Origin of the sequence: Krasilnikovia sp. MM14-A1259 (genome assembly GCF_047159535.1) — a bacterium.
GTDB lineage: Bacteria > Actinomycetota > Actinomycetes > Mycobacteriales > Micromonosporaceae > Actinoplanes.
The window spans coordinates 6,302,565-6,319,160 of record NZ_BAAGAJ010000002.1 but is presented as its reverse complement, the minus strand read 5'-3'; the positions used below and the strand labels follow the sequence as shown (position 1 = coordinate 6,319,160).

The following is a 16,596-nucleotide window of genomic DNA, read 5'->3' as shown; positions in this document are numbered from 1 at the left end:
ATGCCCAAAGACCCGTTGGCTTGGATGTCCTACCGGCTGGAGCTGCGGCTGCCCGTCGAAGACGATCTTGTTGGGCCATCGGCGCAACAGCGGGCATCCGCGGAGGCTCTGCTGGAGGGTGCCAGACGTGGCGAGCCCACGCATGGCACCGACGACGTCGCTGTAGCGCTTGAGGTCGCCCGCCTGGCAGTCGCGTCGCAGGAGCCGGGTCGGACGCGCTTTCACCTCCTGCTCGAAGCAGCGACGTCGCTGTCGGTCGCGGCCGAGGCGTGCATCGTGCGGTTGGGGCGGCGGCCTTGTGCCGCGCCGGGTTCCGAGGAGTGGGTCGACGGTGTCGCGCTGGCTGCGGCTGCCCGTCAGGTCACCGCGAAGTTCGCTGCCCAGCCCGACCCGCAGCTCGAGGAGCGCGGCCTCGGGCTGGTCGGACGCATCGTCACCCGGCTACTGGGCGAGTGTCACGCCTTCGTCGGACGAGCGATGATCGAGTCGGCCCGCTGTTTCCAGCGCAACGGCGATCCTGACCGGGCTGCCAGGCACGTCGAGGCGGTACTGGTTGACTTCGAGGTTCTGCTTGATCATTTCGAGGTTGAGGATCCGCTCGACGAGTACGTCATTGCCCTCGAGTACCTGCTGGCCGCCGTCCAGCTCACCATCGAGGTGAGAGGCAGCTCCGCCGACCTCGAGGCCCTTGGCAACCGAACCAGGCACGTACTCGCCCGCGCGTCAACCGGCTGAGCCCCACCGGTATCACCGCGCAGGTGTAGTAGAGCGTGTCCCTATCTTTGGTCTGGCTGAAAGCGCGGAGTGTTGCTCGCCGCTCTCCTTCAGGCAGTGAGCGCCTTCCGGATGGCGGCGCCCAGCTCGGCGACCTCACCGGCGGTGTGCGGAAGGATTCCGTTTTCCGCCATGAGCGCGTGGTACTGCTGCTGCTCGTAGGGCACGCCCGGGTCCAGCGGCGCGATGTGCCAGTGGACGTGGGCGTTGCCCTGCATGCTACCCAGCGACAGCAGATAGGTCCGTTCGGTCGGGACCACCTGGTTGATCGCCGACGCGACGGTGTGCACGACGGCCTGAAGCGCCAGGTACTCCGTGCTCGTGAGGTCGCGAACGACATCGGTGACGTGCCGACGAGGTACGACCAGCGCATATCCGCGCAAGGTCGGATAGCGGTTGAGGAACGCGACGTGCACGCCGTCGTCGTAGAGCAGCTCGTGTTCGGCACCCGGGTCGCCACGAAGGAACGCGCAGATGAAGCAGTCGCCGGAACGGACCCGCCGCTCATACGCGGCCAATTCCATCGGGATACGCTCGCCCACCTGGACCAGTATCGCGAACTGCCGCCACGACTGGGCACCGGCGTGGGCGAGTGAGTAAGCCGAGCGTGCTTCGAACACCGTCAGCCGCATCTCCTCTGCCGCCGAGCTGACGCGCCGGTGCAACCGGACACGACCCGGCTCCTACCTTTCGGTCCTCAGCACGATGTGCTGGTAACGGGCTTTCCCACCCGCCTTTGCCCGGCGTGCCCGCTGAGGATACTTGCCTGTCGGAGGCGTGCACGCCAGCTTCCGGCCGTACTCAAATGCCACGATCCGCCCGCCACGCAATGTCACGGCCGAACCGCTGTGGGACGCATACGCTCGCAGTCGATGAGCGCAACGGTCCGAGCTCTGCGAGCCTGCCTCGTCTATCGTTCGGTCTCGTTGGACTCCAGGACTCTTTTCATCTCCTCGATTCCCCGCTCGACTCGCCCCCTCACCGCATCGGCCATGGCATGTGGGAGGACGTCGGTCAGCCAGACGATCCGGCTGTGATCGCCTTCGTCGAACACTTGGAATGCCGCATGGTGGTAGGTCAGCGGCAGCCGGTGCCCGTCGGTCACCGTGTACGCCATCCTCCGGATGGTGTGGTCGATCGCCAGGATGACTTCACGGACCTGCGCCCCGTCCGGCATGCGCAGGATGCGAACGTCGCCCTCGACCCGGGCATCGGCCACCCGGCCGGGCAACAATCGCCGGTGTACCGCGCCGACATCCGCGATGGCCTCCCACACCCGCTGCTGGGGAACGTCGACAGTGGCTTCAACCCGGACTGTGGCCATACTCGACGACCCTCCCCGTCCATGCGTGGCGGCAACGCGGATGCCGCAGCCTACGGGTCACGATCGCATGAGGGGCCCGACGCTCGCGGGCCTGGCTTCAGCTCATGCCGGCCCGAGGGCACGCCCGCCGACAAGCGCTGTCACACTCCGCGCGAAAGGTGGCAGAGGCCTCGAGCAGCGGCATGCTGAACTGCGATGACCGTGTGGTCAGGCGAAGATGGAGGGGTCGAAGTAACCCCGCAGCTGGCAGATCTTGTCGTGATCGTCGAGCGTGAAGACGGTGATCCCGGTCCAGGCCAGCTCGCGGCCCGTGGCCGTATTGGCCGTCGCGCGCCAGTGCACGGCGACGCTGGCGCCACCGTGGTACGCGTTGGTAGGCGTTAGTCCGTCGAATCGCGAAAAGTGCGGGAGGAACCCGGTGATCCGTTCGCAGAAAGCGACGCGGCCGGTGAACGGCGGCTGTCCGACCGGGTCGTGGATCAGCGCGTCATCGGCCAACGGACGCGCCCAGGCGTCCGGGTCGGCGGTCCTCGAACCGCCGAAGAAGTCGGCGACGGCCGTGGGCAGCTTGTCATTCATCGATGACCCTTTCGGTGACTGGTGATCAATTACAGAAGGCGTCCAGAAGGCATCTGCGCCGGCGGAACCCCGTGTGCCGCTGGTCAACGCTGTAGCCACGAGCCGAACAGGCGGTGCAGCAGCGGAATGACCACCCACACCATCAGCGCGACCATGACCGGCACGATCAGTGCGAACCGGCCCGCTGGCGGCAGCGGCTCCAGCACCGGGGCGGCCAACGTAACCCCAATGGTGATCAGCGGATACAACACGGCGACCATCAGCAGCCACAATTTCCATCGGACCGGCTGTGCTCGTCTCGACATGTGCGCCATGCACCGAGCCTGCGTGAGTCGCCCGCGCCGAACCAGACCGTGTGGTGGCTAGCAGCCACGCACCCAGGCTGCACCAGCCAGCAACTGTCACACTGGGCCGCATGACGTCATCCCACCCGCTAGGCGCGTTCCTACGTGCCCGTCGCGCACGGCTACAGCCGCAGGACATCGGCCTGCCCGGCACCATCGGCCGCCGGCGTACCGCGGGACTGCGGCGCGAGGAACTGGCCGCGGTCGCCGGGCTGAGCGTCGACTACTACATCCGACTCGAGCAGGGCCGAGAACGCAATCCCAGCCCCGTCGTCATCGCCGCACTCGCGCACGCGCTGCGGCTTGACGCGGACGAAAGCCACCACCTGCACCGGCTGGCTGACCACGCTGCCGGTCGCCGGGCTGAACGGCCACCGCCCCGACCGGCCGTCAGTGCGCCCACCATGGCCCTTCTCGATCGGCTCCGCCCTTGGCCGGCGCTGATCCTCGCCCGTACCGGCGATGTCCTCGCCTGCAATCCCGAAGGGCTCGCGTTGTACGCCGGCCTCGACGAGTGGCCCGAACCACGGCGCAGCATCATCCGGTACATCTTCACGCATCCGGCAGCACGGTCGGTCCTAGCCAACTGGCAGTGGTCCGCGGCCACCAGCGTCGCGAACCTCCGTCACTGGACCGGCACCGACCCCGACGCTCCGGACCTGCGCCGCATTCACCACGAGCTCGCCGCCGCCAGCGCCGACTTCCGCCAGCTGTGGGAACGCCAGGACGTACGGCCTCGCCGCACAACCAACAAAGCCTTCCATCATCCGCGGGTCGGAGACATCGTCCTGACCCACCAGAGCTGGCACCTGGACGACTCGGCCACCCGGCTCAGCCTCTACCAACCCGAGCCCGCCCACACCGACCAGGTCGCGCTCCTCGCACACACTCTCCACACGCCACGACAGCCGTACCCAACCAGAGAGTGACCCAGCGGTCCGCGCAGCCACACCACCCCAACATCTGACTGCTTCATGTTCCAATCCCATGATCAGACACGCTCAGTCCGGCCGGGGCCTGCCGAGACCGCCAGAATCGCCGGCTACCCCGCGGGGACTATCTCGCCAAGTTGGAGACCCCTCCGACGCCGGCACCTTGACAAAGAGGTGCCGTTAGATCCACAGTCCCCCTGCATCGGCGATTTATCGTGTCTGTCTTCTGGTGACGCCGCGCAGATGGTCATGTCTTGGTCATCGGCGGGGCCCAGTAGGCCCGTTGTGAGGTAGCTGTGTTGTTGCCTTCCGCGACATCGATGCGGAAACCTGTTCGCCCCGGCATGTGGCCAGGGGTCATCGCTTACCAGGGGACGATGCCTTCGTCGTTGAAGAACGCGCCGGAGGGGCTGTCGTCGGGCAGTGTGGCGAGCCGGATCGCTGTGGCCGCGCCCTGCTCGGGGGTTCGGGGGCCATGGAATCCGGTGAAGGTGGTCGCGACCAGGCCCGGGCAGGTGGCGTTGATCAGGATGTTCGTGCCGGCGAACCTCCGGGCGTACTGGACGGTCACGGCGTTGAGAAACGACTTCGACGGCGCGTAGGCCGCCATGACCGGGCCGATCTCGATGTCCGGGTCGGCTTGCAGAGTCACGGAGCCGACGCTGCTGGAGATGTTGACGATGCGCGGCGACGACGAGCGCTGCAGCAGCGGGAGCATCGCATTCGTCACCCGGATCACGCCGATGACGTTGGTCTCCACGACCGTGCGGACCAGGTCGAGGTCGAGCGTGGTCGGGTCCTGCGCCCAGTCCGCACCCAGCTGTCCGGAGATGCCCGCGTTGTTGACGAGTACGTCCAGCCGGCCGGTCTTCCGCTCGATCAGTTCCGCGGCGTTCGCGACGCTGTGGTCGCCGGTGACGTCCAGCGGTACGCCGAACGCGTCGGCCCCTGCGGCGCGCAGCTTCTCGACGGCGCTTTCGCGCCGGCCCGCGTCCCGCGCTCCAACGGCGACCCGGTGTCCGAGGGCTGCGAGCCCGGTGGCGATCGCGTAGCCGATTCCCTGGTTCGCGCCGGTGACCAGCGCGATCTTCGTTTCGTTCACGCGGTCCAGGCTCGCCCCCAGGTGGACGCGCTGGCCAACACCGATCGAGTACGCTGTCATACCCGCCGGGTATCAGTGACGTACGCTGTGGCCGTGGACACCTTGGAGACCCGCGAGCTGAGGTACTTCGTGGCCGTCGCCGAGGAGCTGCATTTCGGCCGGGCCGCCGAACGCCTCGGCATGGCCCAGCCGCCGCTGTCGCGCGCGATCCAGCAGCTCGAACGGCGCCTCGGCGTCTGCCTGCTGGAACGCAACCGCCGTGGCGTCGCGCTGACAGATGCCGGACAAGTGCTGCTGTCCGAGGGGCGCGCGACACTCGACGCGGCCACCGCCGCCGCCCGCCGTACCCGCCGCGCCGGCGGAGCCGGCAGCCCGGGCGGTGCGCGTAACCGTCTGGTGCTGGCGGTGAAGACCGCCGCGGTTCACGGGCTGCTCCAGAAGCTCCTCGACGCCTACGTAGCTCAGCCCGGCGCCGCCGAGGTCGAGGTCCTGCAGTGCCGCATGTGCGACCAGGAGGCGCGGCTGCGCGATGGCAGCGCCGACGTCGCGCTCATGCACGTGCCGTTCAACTCCCTCGCCGGGTTCGACAGCGAGGAACTCATGACCGAGGGCCAGCTCGCCGTCCTGCCCGCCGGACACCCCCTCGCCACGCGCGAGACCCTGTCCATGGCCGACATCAGCGACCTGCCCGGCCTGCCCCCGGCACGCTGGCCCCGGCACGGTGTCTACCCGCCCGGCCCAGGCCCCGAGATCCACGACCAGACGCAGCTGGCCCAACTGGTCGCCCTGGGCCGTACCGTCGGGATCGTGCCGGAATCCGCGCGCGCCTGGCTGTGGTCCGCGCACGCCGCCATCCCGCTGACCGACTCGCCCCCCGTCGTCACACACATCGCCTGGCCTGCCCACAGCCGCTCACCAGCCCTGGCCAGCTTGATCAGGACCGCCGTACAGCTCGAATCCTGCCGGTAGAGCCCTGTCACCCCTCCCGGGCAGGCCCCCGTCACCGCCCGCGGCGCGGCGCGGGCGGTGTGGCCCGGTCGCGTGTGGAGATGTTCGTGGCGATGCCGTTCACCCACGCCCTGCGAGCCATCGACGCGCGTCGGCGGTAATCGACGCGACCAGGGCACTTTTGCCGTCGGTATAGGCATCGCGATCATGGATATGGTGGACAGCCAGCTGCAGTTTCAGCTGCTCATACCGCCGGACAGCGTGGGGATGAGCCCGCAGGTAGTCACGAAACGCCAGGACATCGGTGAACCGTGGAGAGCCGACCGGAACCAGGTGCAGATGGTGCGTACGACGCTGCGGGGCCGGCTTGCAAAACCAGTGCATGACATCTTGCCGATGAGGCGCGTAGCAGTAGCTGAGCCCCGCCAGCAGATCGATGCACGGACGCGACGAGTCGAGGTCAACGACGCCGATCATGATGTCGATGATCGGCTTGGCCGTCAGACCCGGGACGGCCGTGCTGCCAACATGGTGCACTCCGCCCGCGACATGGGACCCCAGCACCTCGGTCAGGATCTCGGCCTCCCGCTGAAACCCAGCCGCCCACGCCGGGTCATAAGGCAACAGACGGATCGGATCGTCGCCGACCGGGGAGCCACCTTCGCTGTCCTGCGTCATAGCCCCACCTTGCCGCACTGAGGATCACCTCGCGGACCCGGCCTTCCATACTTGGCAGCCGATCCTCGGGCCGGCCATCCATCTACTGGCACGGACAAGGTTCCCTGTCTCAGGCCCGCGCACAACGCGATCGACAGGGCCAACCAGACGGACACGTCGCGACACAGCGTCACCGCCAGCCCAAGCTCCCAACGGGGCCAAATCAAAACCGGGCGGATTCCGACCGGTGCCACCCGAGACCGCCAGAATCAGTGCCTGGGCCGTGATGTCATCGCGGAGGCGGGTCAGCTCCACGCCGGACATCAACATGCGCACGACCGTGCCGTCTGCGGCCGGCACGTCCCAGCCGTACCGGCCGTTCCGATCGGCGGCGGGATCCCGCACGGCCTCACCGAGCACCGCGCCCCGGTCGCGAGCCGCGGCCAGCAGCACCTCGACGTTCGCCGCGGCGAGGTACTCGCGGGTGTCGTCGAGCGGCCGCCGTCCCGGGATTGGTCATGGTCCGACGAGACTGCCCGCGGCTGCGAAGCCGCGCCACCCAGGCCGGTGTCTCCCCGCCGCCGGAGGTATGTGGCCGATCGTCGCAGTCTGAGCGGAACGCGCCACAATGCGTCGGGCTGCGCCGCCGGAAAGGGCAGCATTTCCCGTGGTCAGCGCCCATGCGGTATGCGAGAACGGCGCGACCGGCAGCAGCGGAGGAGGATGGCCGGATGATCGTCGAGCTGCGGTCGGTGCCGGACTGCCCGAACCTGGACGCTACCCGGAGCACGTTGGCAGCTTGCCTGGCGGAGGCCGGCCTGACGGTGCCGATCATCGAACGCGTCGGGGACTACCGGTCGCCGTCGATCCTGATCAACGGCGCCGATGTCACTGGTGCCGATCCGAGCGGCCCGCCCGCCTGCATGCTGCGGCCGCCCACTGCCGCGCAGATCCGGCGTGCCGGGCGATGTACGTGGCGACGAAAGCCGCGGCGCTGGTGGTGGTCTCGAGCAGGGTCACGATGGTGCTACTCCTCCGTGCAGGAGTAGCGGGTACGACCGCTGGTTCGCTCTGTTGAGCACCCTGCCGCTAAGCAGAATGCCGTCCCCTGTCGGGGCGTATCAATATCTATAGATCACGCACGGGATCACGCAAACGTCCACAGGGGACATGGGAAAGGCTCTGATCAGACGTAAAATGCCTGATCAGAGCCTTGATCAACTGTGCGCCGCGTAGGACTTGAACCTACAACCCGCGGATTAAGAGTCCGCGATCATGAGTGTCGCCTGCTGCTTTGCGATGTCCATTTGTGCTGTCTCATACCAGTCTATTGGCAAATCGACCCCGGCGGTCTGCCGATTCATGCCGACAGGTGACGTCCTGCGCCAGAACCGTCGATCACGCATGGATCACGGGTTCCACCCTGGATGGCGCCGACTGCGGCATCCGGACCTGGCTGATGTAAGGGCGACGTTGACCCATTGACAGAAATCAAGCTGGAGAGTGTCGGATCTGCCGGATGCCGTTCGTAGCGTATGCAGAGACGGACATCGGGTCCGGAAGATCAGAAGGAGCGGACATGCCCGAGTACCTCATCTACTTCAATCAGCAGTGGGTGGGTGACCACACCGAGGAGTGGTTCCGCGGGCGCGGTCCACTCGCCAGGGCGGTCGTCGACGAGATCAAGGCCGCCGGGGCATTCGTCTTCGCTGGGGGCCTGGAGGAAGAGGACGGCCCGGTCTTCAGTGCAGACGCCACCAGCGGTGCGATCATCTTCACCGACGGGCCCTATGTCGAGACCAAAGAGTTCCTGGGTGGCCTGACCATCGTGAACGTGCCGGATGAGACCACCGCCCGGATGTGGGCCGGCAAAATCGCTGAGGCATGCGGCTGGCCGCAGGAGGTTCGCCGGTTCAAGCCGCAGCGCATCCTGCAGGGACGAGATCGTCACTCGTCGACTGAAGTGTGACCGGAGCCGGGCTTCCGTCGCTGCTGCGCTCCGCCCAGCATTCGACCCAGGCACGGCTCCGGGGCGGCCAGAAATGTGCCGCCCCGGAGCCAGCCGACGAAGCGCTTCACCGTGCTCATCTGCCGCCCGGCGAACGGCAAATGGCGTGCCAACGTCAGGGTCCGGGCGAGATTTCCCGCGCTGAGCCATGTGCCGCGTTGCTGAGGTGTGGAGAACGTGCTCGGAGGGGCCCAGAGCCTGCTGCGGGTATGGCGCCATCGTGCACCATGTGACGGATCTGCTCGAATCGGCTCTGCTTCTGCCGCGCCCCCTGCCCGTCCGCGCGACGGCTCGCGGAATGGAACCCGAAGAGATCGCTCAGCATTATTCGGTGACGATCGAGATGGCGCGGGTTCCGGTACAACGCGAGAGGGGTGGCGCGGCAGTCCACGCCGCACTAGAACGACACGGTCCCCAGCCACCGGCGCCTTGTTGCCGGCCAGCGGACACCGGTGCGCCCGCGCACCCCAGGGTGGGCGCCCGAGCGCGCCGGCGCACCCGCTGTCACCACGCATGGGCGCACCTGCGAATGCGCCCGCTCAGTTTGGCGATCAGAACGACCTGTTGCTCAGCAGAATGCCGTCGTGTGTCAGATCGGACCAGCATCTATAGATCACGCACGGACCACGCGAACGTCCACAAGGGGCATGAAAGTGCTCCGATCCGGCACTTATTGCCTGATCACAGCCTTGATCAACTATGCGCCGCGTAGGACTTGAACCTACAACCCGCGGATAAAGAAGATTGCCGATCGTAGGTCCGGGCCTTGCCCTCCTGCTCAATCCGCCGGCAGTCGTCGGAGGCCGTCGTTCACCGCCGGGTACCTTGGCTGTACAGCCAAGGCGCGGCGACCATCTGATCCGTAGAGGTGAGCAGGGTCCGCCGCTCCTCCGATCGCCACGTCGCCGTGTCCGGGGCTTTGTTCACACAGCGGGCGAAGACCCGGGTCGAACAGCTCGCGAAGCAGGCCTGCACCGACGTGCCCAAATGGCCCGGAGAGTCCGCGACCCACTGGGGCACCCGGGTACACACCCGGTTCGCGGAACTCGTCGATGACGAACCGGAATCGGCCAATCTGTTCTCGGAGTTTGGCTACCGCAACGGTCGCCGTGCCATCAGGTGGAAGAGTCCGGTCACCGGACGGTAGGGCTGGGAGCAGGACGCCAGGGCTCCCGACGTCGTGTTCGGCGCGGCGGCACTTGAGCCGGAGCTGTTCCTCGACCTGAAGACGGGCCCCCGAGGGCTCGAGCCCAAGTGGTATAGGGAGCTACAGGAACAGCTCCCGCGATCGTTCAAGAATGTGCCTGCGATCGCAGTCCGTTGCTGAGAAGGAGATGATCACGTGCACGTCGGCAGGTGGGAGAAGGCCCTCGACGCGTACCTGCTACCCGCACTAGGGGAGGGCTGGCGCGCCGCGGATGGTCGGCTGGTGCGGGGTCCAGTCGGGTGGACGGCCCAGACGGTGCAGCCGCTGCCGCCCGTGTACCGGAGGCCCACCTTCAAGATGGAGGTGATCGTCTGGTTGCTCGCGGTCCCGGTCGCCTATGGCTACACCTGTGGACGGCGGCTTGACGGGGTGTTTCCCGAGCCGGACACCGTGGCCGGCTACGAACCGGTGATGGCCGACGTCAGGGACGTCATCCTGCGCAAGGCCGTCCCGTTCTTGGACCGCTACGGAGATGTCGACGGCTTCCTCACCCACCGGCAGGAGCGGGAAGCGAGAGAGGCGGAGCGCGGCCTGACCGAACCGGACATCATTGCGGCCGAGGAACACGCCTACATGGCCGTGATCCGCGGTGACTGGGAAGCAGCCTTGGCCGCTGCGGCCGTGGCCGAACAGGCCGGGGAACTGAACCGTGCCCGCCCGGACCCGATCGACTGGGAGGACGAGATCCTCGAACGCGTCCGTCAAGTGATGGCACTCGGCCCGGACGGCGCCCGCGAAGCCCTCGCCCGCAACGCCACCGCCACCGCAGCCAAATTGTCCCTGCCCTACGACATGTAGCCCGTGGAGTTCCTCCCAGGCTAGGTTGCGGGCGTCCAGTCATATCAGGTGCCAGGCCGTGCTAAAAGCTCTAGCACGCATCGATCACGCGCTCGTCCATACGTACATGAAAGGCTCCTGATAGGACGCAGAACGACTTGTCAGCCTTGATCAATTGTGCGCCGCGTAGGACTTGAACCTGCAACCCGCGGATTAGGAGGGCTCCCGCTCGGGAACGGTCAAGGCTCTGACCACATGTCTGCGCCAAGAGCGCCAGTGCCAGTCGTGCCGTCGGTGCTGCGGGTTGGGGTCAGGCTGGGGTCAGGCTTGGGTCAGCGAACAGGTGCAGCTTGCACAGCCGTGGCTCATCCATCCTTATCCCTCTCCCACCGCAGGAAATGGGTCAGGTCCGCCGCAGCGCGGGTCATCTCCTCCCCCGCTTCCAAGACCAACATGGCACTCGCCGACCAAGCGGCGTCATCCCAGCTCGGACCGGGCGCCCGCAGGCTCACACGGAGCGAGACGTGCCCGCGGCCGTCGTGTCGAGCATCGACGACGAGATGGCTCTCCATCGAATGCCAGGTGCGGACACCTTCCCATCCTCGCCAGTCAGTCGCGAGGCCGTTCATGAAAGCGGGCAGGGTATTCGCCGGATTGGCGATCACGCCCTCGATCTTGGCCGTCGTCGCCGCCCTCACGCCGTCGTCGTGCAGCTCCGTGGCGGCCGTAAGGACGTAGCCGTCACCGTACGGGTCCTGCAGCGGATGGATTACCCAGCGCGCGGCATCGGCCCTGCCCAGGACGAACGGCTCCTCCATGGTCAGCGAGCATTCCCTGACGTCATCGTGTCCGCGCCCGATTTGGCGCCTCACCCCTGCCCTGCCATCCCTCCGCCGTCGACCCACACATCGTGGAGCGGGCCTGCCCCCTCCGGTGACAAGGTGGAGCGCCCCACTGGACGACCTTGGCACCGGAGGGCAGGTCTGCTCGGCTCCGCCTGGATCGACGGTGGGCGGGATGGCCACCATCCCAGAGCCCGAGTGCTCCCGCCGGAGGCATCCGACCTTGCAACCCGAACCCGCGCCGCCGCCCGGCCGATTTCGACCAGAGGGTCGCCAGCAGGCCGAGCGCGAGCGTTGTACAAATGGTCGGGAGCCTCAGTAGCGGCAGACGTCGTGGAGCCAGTAGCCACCCTCCGTGGGCATTGGAAGATGCCACGCTCGCTGGTCGACTTCACGTGGCGCTGGCATGCCGAGCTGCCCGGAATCAGATCTTTGATCACGTTTGCGCGTCCGGTTGGGGTAAGCGAGGATCAGGTTCATGACGTACGGGAAGGGCGCCTCGCGCCTCGCACTGTGAACGGCTCGGCGCTGATGCCGCCGCTGGACGACTGGGGATGGCTGGAAGCGGCCATCGTCTCGGGCGATGTTCTGGTCCCCGGCAGCGATGTGCGGTCACAGGTCTTCCACCAAGTCGAGGTCGACGGGGACGGGCTGATCACCCGTCACCTGTTGGCCTTCACGACCGATCGCCGTCTGTCGGTGCGGCGGACGATCTTCGAGTTGCTGTACTGCTTGTGCTTCCAGAAACCCGGGTGGCTTCTGGTGGCAGACGCCGCCGAGACAGCCCTGAAGGACGTGGATCCGCAGGTGCGGCGGAGGGCGGCGGCGTTACTGGTGAACACCGCCGACCATCACCAACGACTTCGCCTCGCGGGGCACGATCAACTCCGGTCTCTGTGTCGCGGCTGTGGTGGACCTGGCCGAGGGTTACGGGTTCGTGTGGGATTGCCAAAGCCACTCCTTCAAGCTCTGGGATGACTGGCCCCCCTACGCGCGGATGGCCGCACCGACCAGCGACCGGACCCTGTCCTCCTCGATCACGGCGCGGTGGACGGGCTCGGATCTCGGGCACGGCATCGCCTCCGCAGCGGTCCGCGTGCGGACCGCTGCCTTCAACGGCACCTACGGCGCCTGGCAGTACCCCGCCGCCTGGCAGCGGACGACCGCCGCCTCGGTCTCCCTCGACGACAACTACGGTGCCTGGAAGTACCCTTCTGGCTGGGAACAGACCTTCGCCGGTTCGGCCACCCTCAACGGGGCCCGCCCGGGCAGCACTTACTGCTTCTCCGTGCGTGCCACCGACAAGGCCGGCGGCACCTCGGCGTGGAGCCCGCAAGACTGCATCACCCGCGCCCTGGACGACCGATCGCTGACCGGGCGCTGGTGGCAGCGCCTTTCCGGCAGCTCCTATTACAGCTCCACCATCAGCCAGACCACCAGCCAGGGCGCCACCTTGAACCGGACCGGCGTCCAGGCGCGCCGCATCGGCCTGATCGCCACCAAACGCCCCGGCGGAGGCCGGGTCGCGGTCTACCTCAACGCACGCTGCTCACAACGGTCAACCTGAACGCCTCCACCACACGGCCCCGGGCGTACTTCCTGGTGATGTCCTCACCGTCGCTGCGCACCGGGACCGTAACGCTCAAAGCGACCACGAGCGGCAAGAAGGTCCAGATCGACGGCCTGGATATCGCTCGCGAACCGTAGCGGCCGGGTCCGTGAATGGCGGATCCACCGGCGCACCAGGCTCGACTTGGACGAGCTCGCCGATTGGATCAACCCGATCGTGTCGGGCTGGATGACGTACGACGGCCGGTTCTACCGGTCGCAGCTCTACCCCTTCCTGCAACGCGTCAACACCTACCTGGCGCGATGGGCTCGGAAGAATGTCACTACGGGGAGATCTGACTGGCCATTGACAGAAGAAGTACCGACGGCTGCGAAGCTACAAACGGTTCAGGGCATGGTGGTCCGGGCTCCTCGATCGAGAACCCGGCCTGTTCAAGCACTGGGCGTGGAGCCGCGACTTCCTGTGGGTTCGATGAGAAGAGCGGAATGACGGGAGACTGTCACGTTCCGTTCTGTGGGAGCCCGGGGGTGCGATTCCCCCGGGCCACCCGACCCTCGCCGTCCGCCTGGCGTCGCTGCGGGAGCAGTTCACGGCGACACCAGAGGTGACTACGGTGAGTTCCGGCTGACAAGCGCCGTGCGGAGTGGTGAGGAACCGACCGCGTTATCGGCGGCGAATCAGGACGTCTTAAGGGTCAGCCGACTGGGCGCGGCGCTGGGCTGCTTACGTCCGCTAAGTGATGCACCACGTCGTGGAGCAGGTAGCGGCCCAGCGACTCGAAGGTGAAAACCGATCCGTTCGACCGCAAGCCGCGGCGCCCCCAGGCGTGCTCGGGCGCCGCCGCGAACACCGCCGCGACGCGCCGGCACCGCACCGCGAGTTCGTCAGCGACCGTCGCCGGATCCTGCTCCCAGTAGCGTGTGGCACGCGCCGTGGCGTCGCCGTCCCAGTCGCCGAAGCGGGCGTCCTCGTCGGTAAGGATCAGCTCTGCTCGCTCGGCGAATACCCCGAACACGTCGCGGACATGGCACCCGTACTCCAGCGCTGACCAGACCCCCGGTTCGGGACGCTCAGCGACGTTGTCGCGAGCAAGCACCTCCCGCCACTGAGGCGCGAGCCCCGCGATGGTTGCTGCCAGGTCCGCCGCAGCTACGTCTCGGCTGTCGAATCCGCAGAACCCGCACGGCTTGTCGAGCACCCAGGTCCAGTCCTTGGTCTCCGGAATGGGAAGCCCGGGTTCGGATGCCGTGTCGGAGACGGCGGACGATGGTTCGATCATGACACCGGACCCTAGTCAATGATCTTCATGCTCCGCCATCCGAAGTCGGGAATGGGGACGTACTCGGATCGGACCCGTGCCAGCATGGCGGCGTGACGACGATGAACGACGGGCTCCTACGTACGGCCGCCGCGCGCGATGGCGCTGAGTTGTTGGACCTGTGGGCGCTGTTGTTCGACGACAGCAGCTCAGCACCGGAGGGGCGGTGGAGGAGTCACGCAGCCGAGTGGTTCGCCCGATTCGTTGACGATCCGAGTAATGCTCGCTTTCCTGTCGTCGAGGTCGCTGGTGCGATCGTCGCTACGGCGATCGGGACACTCGAGCTCGGTGTACCGAACCCTCAGTGCACCAGAGGGCGCACTGTGCGACTGGCGAACGTCATCACCCTGGGCGGACACCGCGGCCGTGGCTATGGGGCGACGCTTGTCCTCGACGTGCTCAACTGGGCCAGGTCTATCGATGCCGACCGCGTCGATCTGAGTGCCACGCCGGAAGGGCAACGCCTGTACGAGAAGATGGGCTTCACGATGACCTCAGCTCCGCGGATGAAATTGGTTCTCTGACGGACTGCGTCGCCGAATCAGCAACGCGCAATTTTCGGTAGTCCGTGCACCTGCCGGCGTGGCGGCACTGGACGCCACGCGCTGACGCTCACAAACATGAACGAGGGCCGTCCCGGCTGGGGGCGGCCCTCGTTGTGTGGCTCGGCTGTCAGCTGACGGGCAGGCGTCCGGCCGCGCTACTCGGCCTGATCCATCCAGGCTGCACTTACCGCCGGCCGGCCGACGTCAGGTTCGCCGGCTCCGCAGCAGGACGGCACCGCCAGCACCGAGCACCATCGACAGCACCACCATGACGGTCAAAAAGGTGCGGCCACCGCCGGTCATCCCGTACACCGCCCACCCGGCGCCCAGCAGGATGCCGATGAGAGCCCACACCGCCCTGTATCGCTTTGGATCAAGCTCGAACATTTCTCACACCTACCAAGGAGTCGGAAATCCCGGTTCGCCGCACGGACGCACCGCCGCGAGGCCGCCGAGGAAAATAGCCGAGCCGTCGGGCGAGGTTCCCACCACGCGCATCGACTCAGACGAGTCGGGGATCAAGCCCATGCCGGTCCCCCGCCGTCAGGTCAAGTCAAGCTCGGACCAGGCAGCATAGGGCAGATGATCAACGCGCGCAGCCCCACGACCAGGCGACGGCCGTCGGCCGGAAGGGCGCGCCTGGGGTACTCGGGTTCCCTGGTAAGGCTGGCTGTATTCGTCTGCCCGGCGCCGTCTGCGCCGTTCGTATCACCGTCACGGTGACGCCGATCCGAACGCCGCGCCGCCGAGGTGACCCTTCTTGATTCGGTGCGCGGATCGACCGAGGGCGCTCGATCTCGATGGCCTGCGGGTCTCGGAATGGATCTGCCTCGGCCGCGCAACCTGCCTTGGCGGTCGCTGTTTGTGCGAGGGTCAATCGCATGTTCGAAACTGTCGCTGTCATTTCCGATGTGCATGGTGTCCTGCCCGTGCTGCAAGCGGTGCTCGACCATCCGGAGGTGCGCGGCGCCGACCGCATCGTCGTCTGCGGAGATCACGCGGCCGGCCCGCAGCCGGGCGAGGTCCTCGACCTGCTGACCAGTCTCGACAACGCCGTACTGGTGCGCGGCAACGCCGACCGTGAGCTCGCCGTCCTCGGGCGCAAGGAGGCGCTCGACGGGGCGTACCCGATCGACGTGTGGGCAGCGGCGCAGCTCTCCCCCGCCCAGATCGACCTGCTGGCCGGGCTGCCGCATCCGGTGACCCTCGACGTCCGCGGCTTTGGCCCGGTCGTGTTCTGCCACGGCACTCCGCGCAGTGACGAGGAGGTCGTGCTCGTCGACACCCGTCTGGAGAAGTGGGCCGAGGTGTTCGCCGAGCTGCCCGACGAGGTCCGCACGGTGGTCTGCGGACACACCCACATGCCGTACGTGCGGCTGGTCAACCGGCGGACCGTGGTTAACGCGGGCAGCATCGGCATGCCGTACGGCTCAACCGGGGGACACTGGGCGCTGCTACGCGACGGCGAGATCTCGCTGCGCCGGGTGGAGATCGACGTCGACGAGGCGGTGGCGAGAGTGGTCGCGGGCTCCTCCTATCCGGATCGGCAGGCGTGGGCTGACTGCTACCTGCGCTCGGAGGTCAGTGATGCCGACGCCGTGACCGCATTCGGCCCCCGTGACGGCCGGGGTGCTTGAGGTCGTCACCCCTGGCCGTGGGCCAACATTTG

At 67.2% G+C, this 16,596-nt stretch carries 20 protein-coding genes and 1 tRNA gene; 10 read left to right on the top strand and 11 right to left on the bottom strand.

The window, feature by feature from the left end; translation table 11 throughout:
• Positions 1-24: 24 nt before the first annotated feature.
• A complete protein-coding gene (locus tag ACMCNK_RS28755) occupies positions 25-735 on the top strand; it encodes a hypothetical protein (RefSeq protein ID WP_412739463.1) in 711 nt (236 codons plus the stop codon).
• Between the two features lie 89 nt (positions 736-824).
• On the opposite strand, the gene ACMCNK_RS28750 is transcribed toward ACMCNK_RS28755, so the two are convergent.
• From ACMCNK_RS28750 to ACMCNK_RS28735, 4 genes are all read right to left on the bottom strand, one after another.
• Positions 825-1,316 carry an HIT family protein gene (locus tag ACMCNK_RS28750; protein WP_412739462.1) on the bottom strand — a complete coding sequence of 164 codons (492 nt, stop codon included), beginning with the start codon at positions 1,314-1,316 and terminating at the stop codon, positions 825-827.
• A gap of 368 nt (positions 1,317-1,684) precedes the next feature.
• Positions 1,685-2,098 (bottom strand): SRPBCC family protein, encoded by a 414-nt coding sequence (locus ACMCNK_RS28745; protein WP_412739461.1) that lies wholly within the window; start codon positions 2,096-2,098, stop codon positions 1,685-1,687.
• A gap of 207 nt (positions 2,099-2,305) precedes the next feature.
• Positions 2,306-2,677 (bottom strand): nuclear transport factor 2 family protein, encoded by a 372-nt coding sequence (locus ACMCNK_RS28740; protein WP_412739460.1) that lies wholly within the window; start codon positions 2,675-2,677, stop codon positions 2,306-2,308.
• A gap of 83 nt (positions 2,678-2,760) precedes the next feature.
• On the bottom strand, positions 2,761-2,991 hold the full coding sequence (locus tag ACMCNK_RS28735; RefSeq protein WP_412739459.1) for a hypothetical protein: 231 nt from the start codon (positions 2,989-2,991) through the stop codon (positions 2,761-2,763).
• Between the two features lie 101 nt (positions 2,992-3,092).
• On the opposite strand from ACMCNK_RS28735, the gene ACMCNK_RS28730 reads away from it, so the two are divergent.
• Positions 3,093-3,950 (top strand): helix-turn-helix domain-containing protein, encoded by an 858-nt coding sequence (locus tag ACMCNK_RS28730; RefSeq protein WP_412739458.1) that lies wholly within the window; start codon positions 3,093-3,095, stop codon positions 3,948-3,950.
• Between the two features lie 367 nt (positions 3,951-4,317).
• Here ACMCNK_RS28730 and ACMCNK_RS28725 read toward each other — a convergent pair whose 3' ends face one another.
• Positions 4,318-5,055 (bottom strand): SDR family oxidoreductase, encoded by a 738-nt coding sequence (locus ACMCNK_RS28725; RefSeq protein WP_412739457.1) that lies wholly within the window; start codon positions 5,053-5,055, stop codon positions 4,318-4,320.
• 102 nt (positions 5,056-5,157) lie between these two features.
• Here ACMCNK_RS28725 and ACMCNK_RS28720 point away from each other — a divergent pair, with 102 nt between their 5' ends.
• The gene (locus ACMCNK_RS28720) at positions 5,158-6,024 is read left to right on the top strand and encodes a LysR family transcriptional regulator (protein ID WP_412741027.1); all 867 of its coding nucleotides are present in this window, start codon (positions 5,158-5,160) and stop codon (positions 6,022-6,024) included.
• A gap of 99 nt (positions 6,025-6,123) precedes the next feature.
• Here ACMCNK_RS28720 and ACMCNK_RS28715 read toward each other — a convergent pair whose 3' ends face one another.
• The 3 genes from ACMCNK_RS28715 to ACMCNK_RS28705 all read right to left on the bottom strand — a co-directional run bounded on the left by ACMCNK_RS28715 (position 6,124) and on the right by ACMCNK_RS28705 (position 7,958).
• Positions 6,124-6,681: a GrpB family protein gene (locus tag ACMCNK_RS28715; RefSeq protein WP_412739456.1), complete on the bottom strand. Its 558-nt coding sequence runs from the start codon at positions 6,679-6,681 to the stop codon at positions 6,124-6,126.
• Between the two features lie 867 nt (positions 6,682-7,548).
• Complete coding sequence (locus ACMCNK_RS28710) at positions 7,549-7,680, bottom strand: hypothetical protein (RefSeq protein WP_412739455.1); 132 nt, start codon at positions 7,678-7,680, stop codon at positions 7,549-7,551.
• A gap of 204 nt (positions 7,681-7,884) precedes the next feature.
• Positions 7,885-7,958: transfer RNA gene (locus tag ACMCNK_RS28705), tRNA-Lys, on the bottom strand.
• A 281-nt stretch (positions 7,959-8,239) separates the two neighbouring features.
• Here ACMCNK_RS28705 and ACMCNK_RS28700 point away from each other — a divergent pair.
• Together ACMCNK_RS28700 and ACMCNK_RS28695 are read left to right on the top strand one after the other, a co-directional pair.
• Positions 8,240-8,629, top strand: a complete 390-nt coding sequence (locus ACMCNK_RS28700) for a YciI family protein (RefSeq protein WP_412739454.1) — start codon at positions 8,240-8,242, stop codon at positions 8,627-8,629.
• A 1,543-nt stretch (positions 8,630-10,172) separates the two neighbouring features.
• Positions 10,173-10,673: a hypothetical protein gene (locus ACMCNK_RS28695; RefSeq protein WP_412739453.1), complete on the top strand. Its 501-nt coding sequence runs from the start codon at positions 10,173-10,175 to the stop codon at positions 10,671-10,673.
• A 344-nt stretch (positions 10,674-11,017) separates the two neighbouring features.
• Here the strand turns inward: ACMCNK_RS28695 and ACMCNK_RS28690 are convergent, their stop codons facing one another.
• Positions 11,018-11,470 (bottom strand): DUF6228 family protein, encoded by a 453-nt coding sequence (locus tag ACMCNK_RS28690; protein WP_412739452.1) that lies wholly within the window; start codon positions 11,468-11,470, stop codon positions 11,018-11,020.
• A 393-nt stretch (positions 11,471-11,863) separates the two neighbouring features.
• Between ACMCNK_RS28690 and ACMCNK_RS28685 the strand changes: the two genes are divergently transcribed.
• The 3 genes from ACMCNK_RS28685 (at position 11,864) to ACMCNK_RS28675 (ending at position 13,553) form a co-directional block, all read left to right on the top strand.
• Complete coding sequence (locus ACMCNK_RS28685) at positions 11,864-12,472, top strand: hypothetical protein (RefSeq protein WP_412739451.1); 609 nt, start codon at positions 11,864-11,866, stop codon at positions 12,470-12,472.
• Positions 12,405-13,061 (top strand): hypothetical protein, encoded by a 657-nt coding sequence (locus tag ACMCNK_RS28680; protein WP_412739450.1) that lies wholly within the window; start codon positions 12,405-12,407, stop codon positions 13,059-13,061. The genes ACMCNK_RS28685 and ACMCNK_RS28680 overlap by 68 nt, the downstream gene beginning before the upstream one ends.
• 120 nt (positions 13,062-13,181) lie before the next feature.
• Entirely contained in the window at positions 13,182-13,553 is a 372-nt protein-coding gene (locus ACMCNK_RS28675) for a group II intron maturase-specific domain-containing protein (RefSeq protein ID WP_412741026.1), read from the top strand.
• A 205-nt stretch (positions 13,554-13,758) separates the two neighbouring features.
• Here the strand turns inward: ACMCNK_RS28675 and ACMCNK_RS28670 are convergent, their stop codons facing one another.
• Positions 13,759-14,343, bottom strand: a complete 585-nt coding sequence (locus ACMCNK_RS28670; protein ID WP_412739449.1) for a DinB family protein — start codon at positions 14,341-14,343, stop codon at positions 13,759-13,761.
• 101 nt (positions 14,344-14,444) lie between these two features.
• Here ACMCNK_RS28670 and ACMCNK_RS28665 point away from each other — a divergent pair, with 101 nt between their 5' ends.
• Positions 14,445-14,906 carry a GNAT family N-acetyltransferase gene (locus ACMCNK_RS28665; protein WP_412741025.1) on the top strand — a complete coding sequence of 154 codons (462 nt, stop codon included), beginning with the start codon at positions 14,445-14,447 and terminating at the stop codon, positions 14,904-14,906.
• A 225-nt stretch (positions 14,907-15,131) separates the two neighbouring features.
• Here the strand turns inward: ACMCNK_RS28665 and ACMCNK_RS28660 are convergent, their stop codons facing one another.
• Positions 15,132-15,281 (bottom strand): hypothetical protein, encoded by a 150-nt coding sequence (locus ACMCNK_RS28660; RefSeq protein WP_412739448.1) that lies wholly within the window; start codon positions 15,279-15,281, stop codon positions 15,132-15,134.
• A gap of 527 nt (positions 15,282-15,808) precedes the next feature.
• Here ACMCNK_RS28660 and ACMCNK_RS28655 point away from each other — a divergent pair.
• Positions 15,809-16,564, top strand: coding sequence for a metallophosphoesterase family protein (locus ACMCNK_RS28655; protein WP_412739447.1), 756 nt, complete (start codon positions 15,809-15,811; stop codon positions 16,562-16,564).
• The last annotated feature ends 32 nt before the right edge of the window (positions 16,565-16,596 follow it).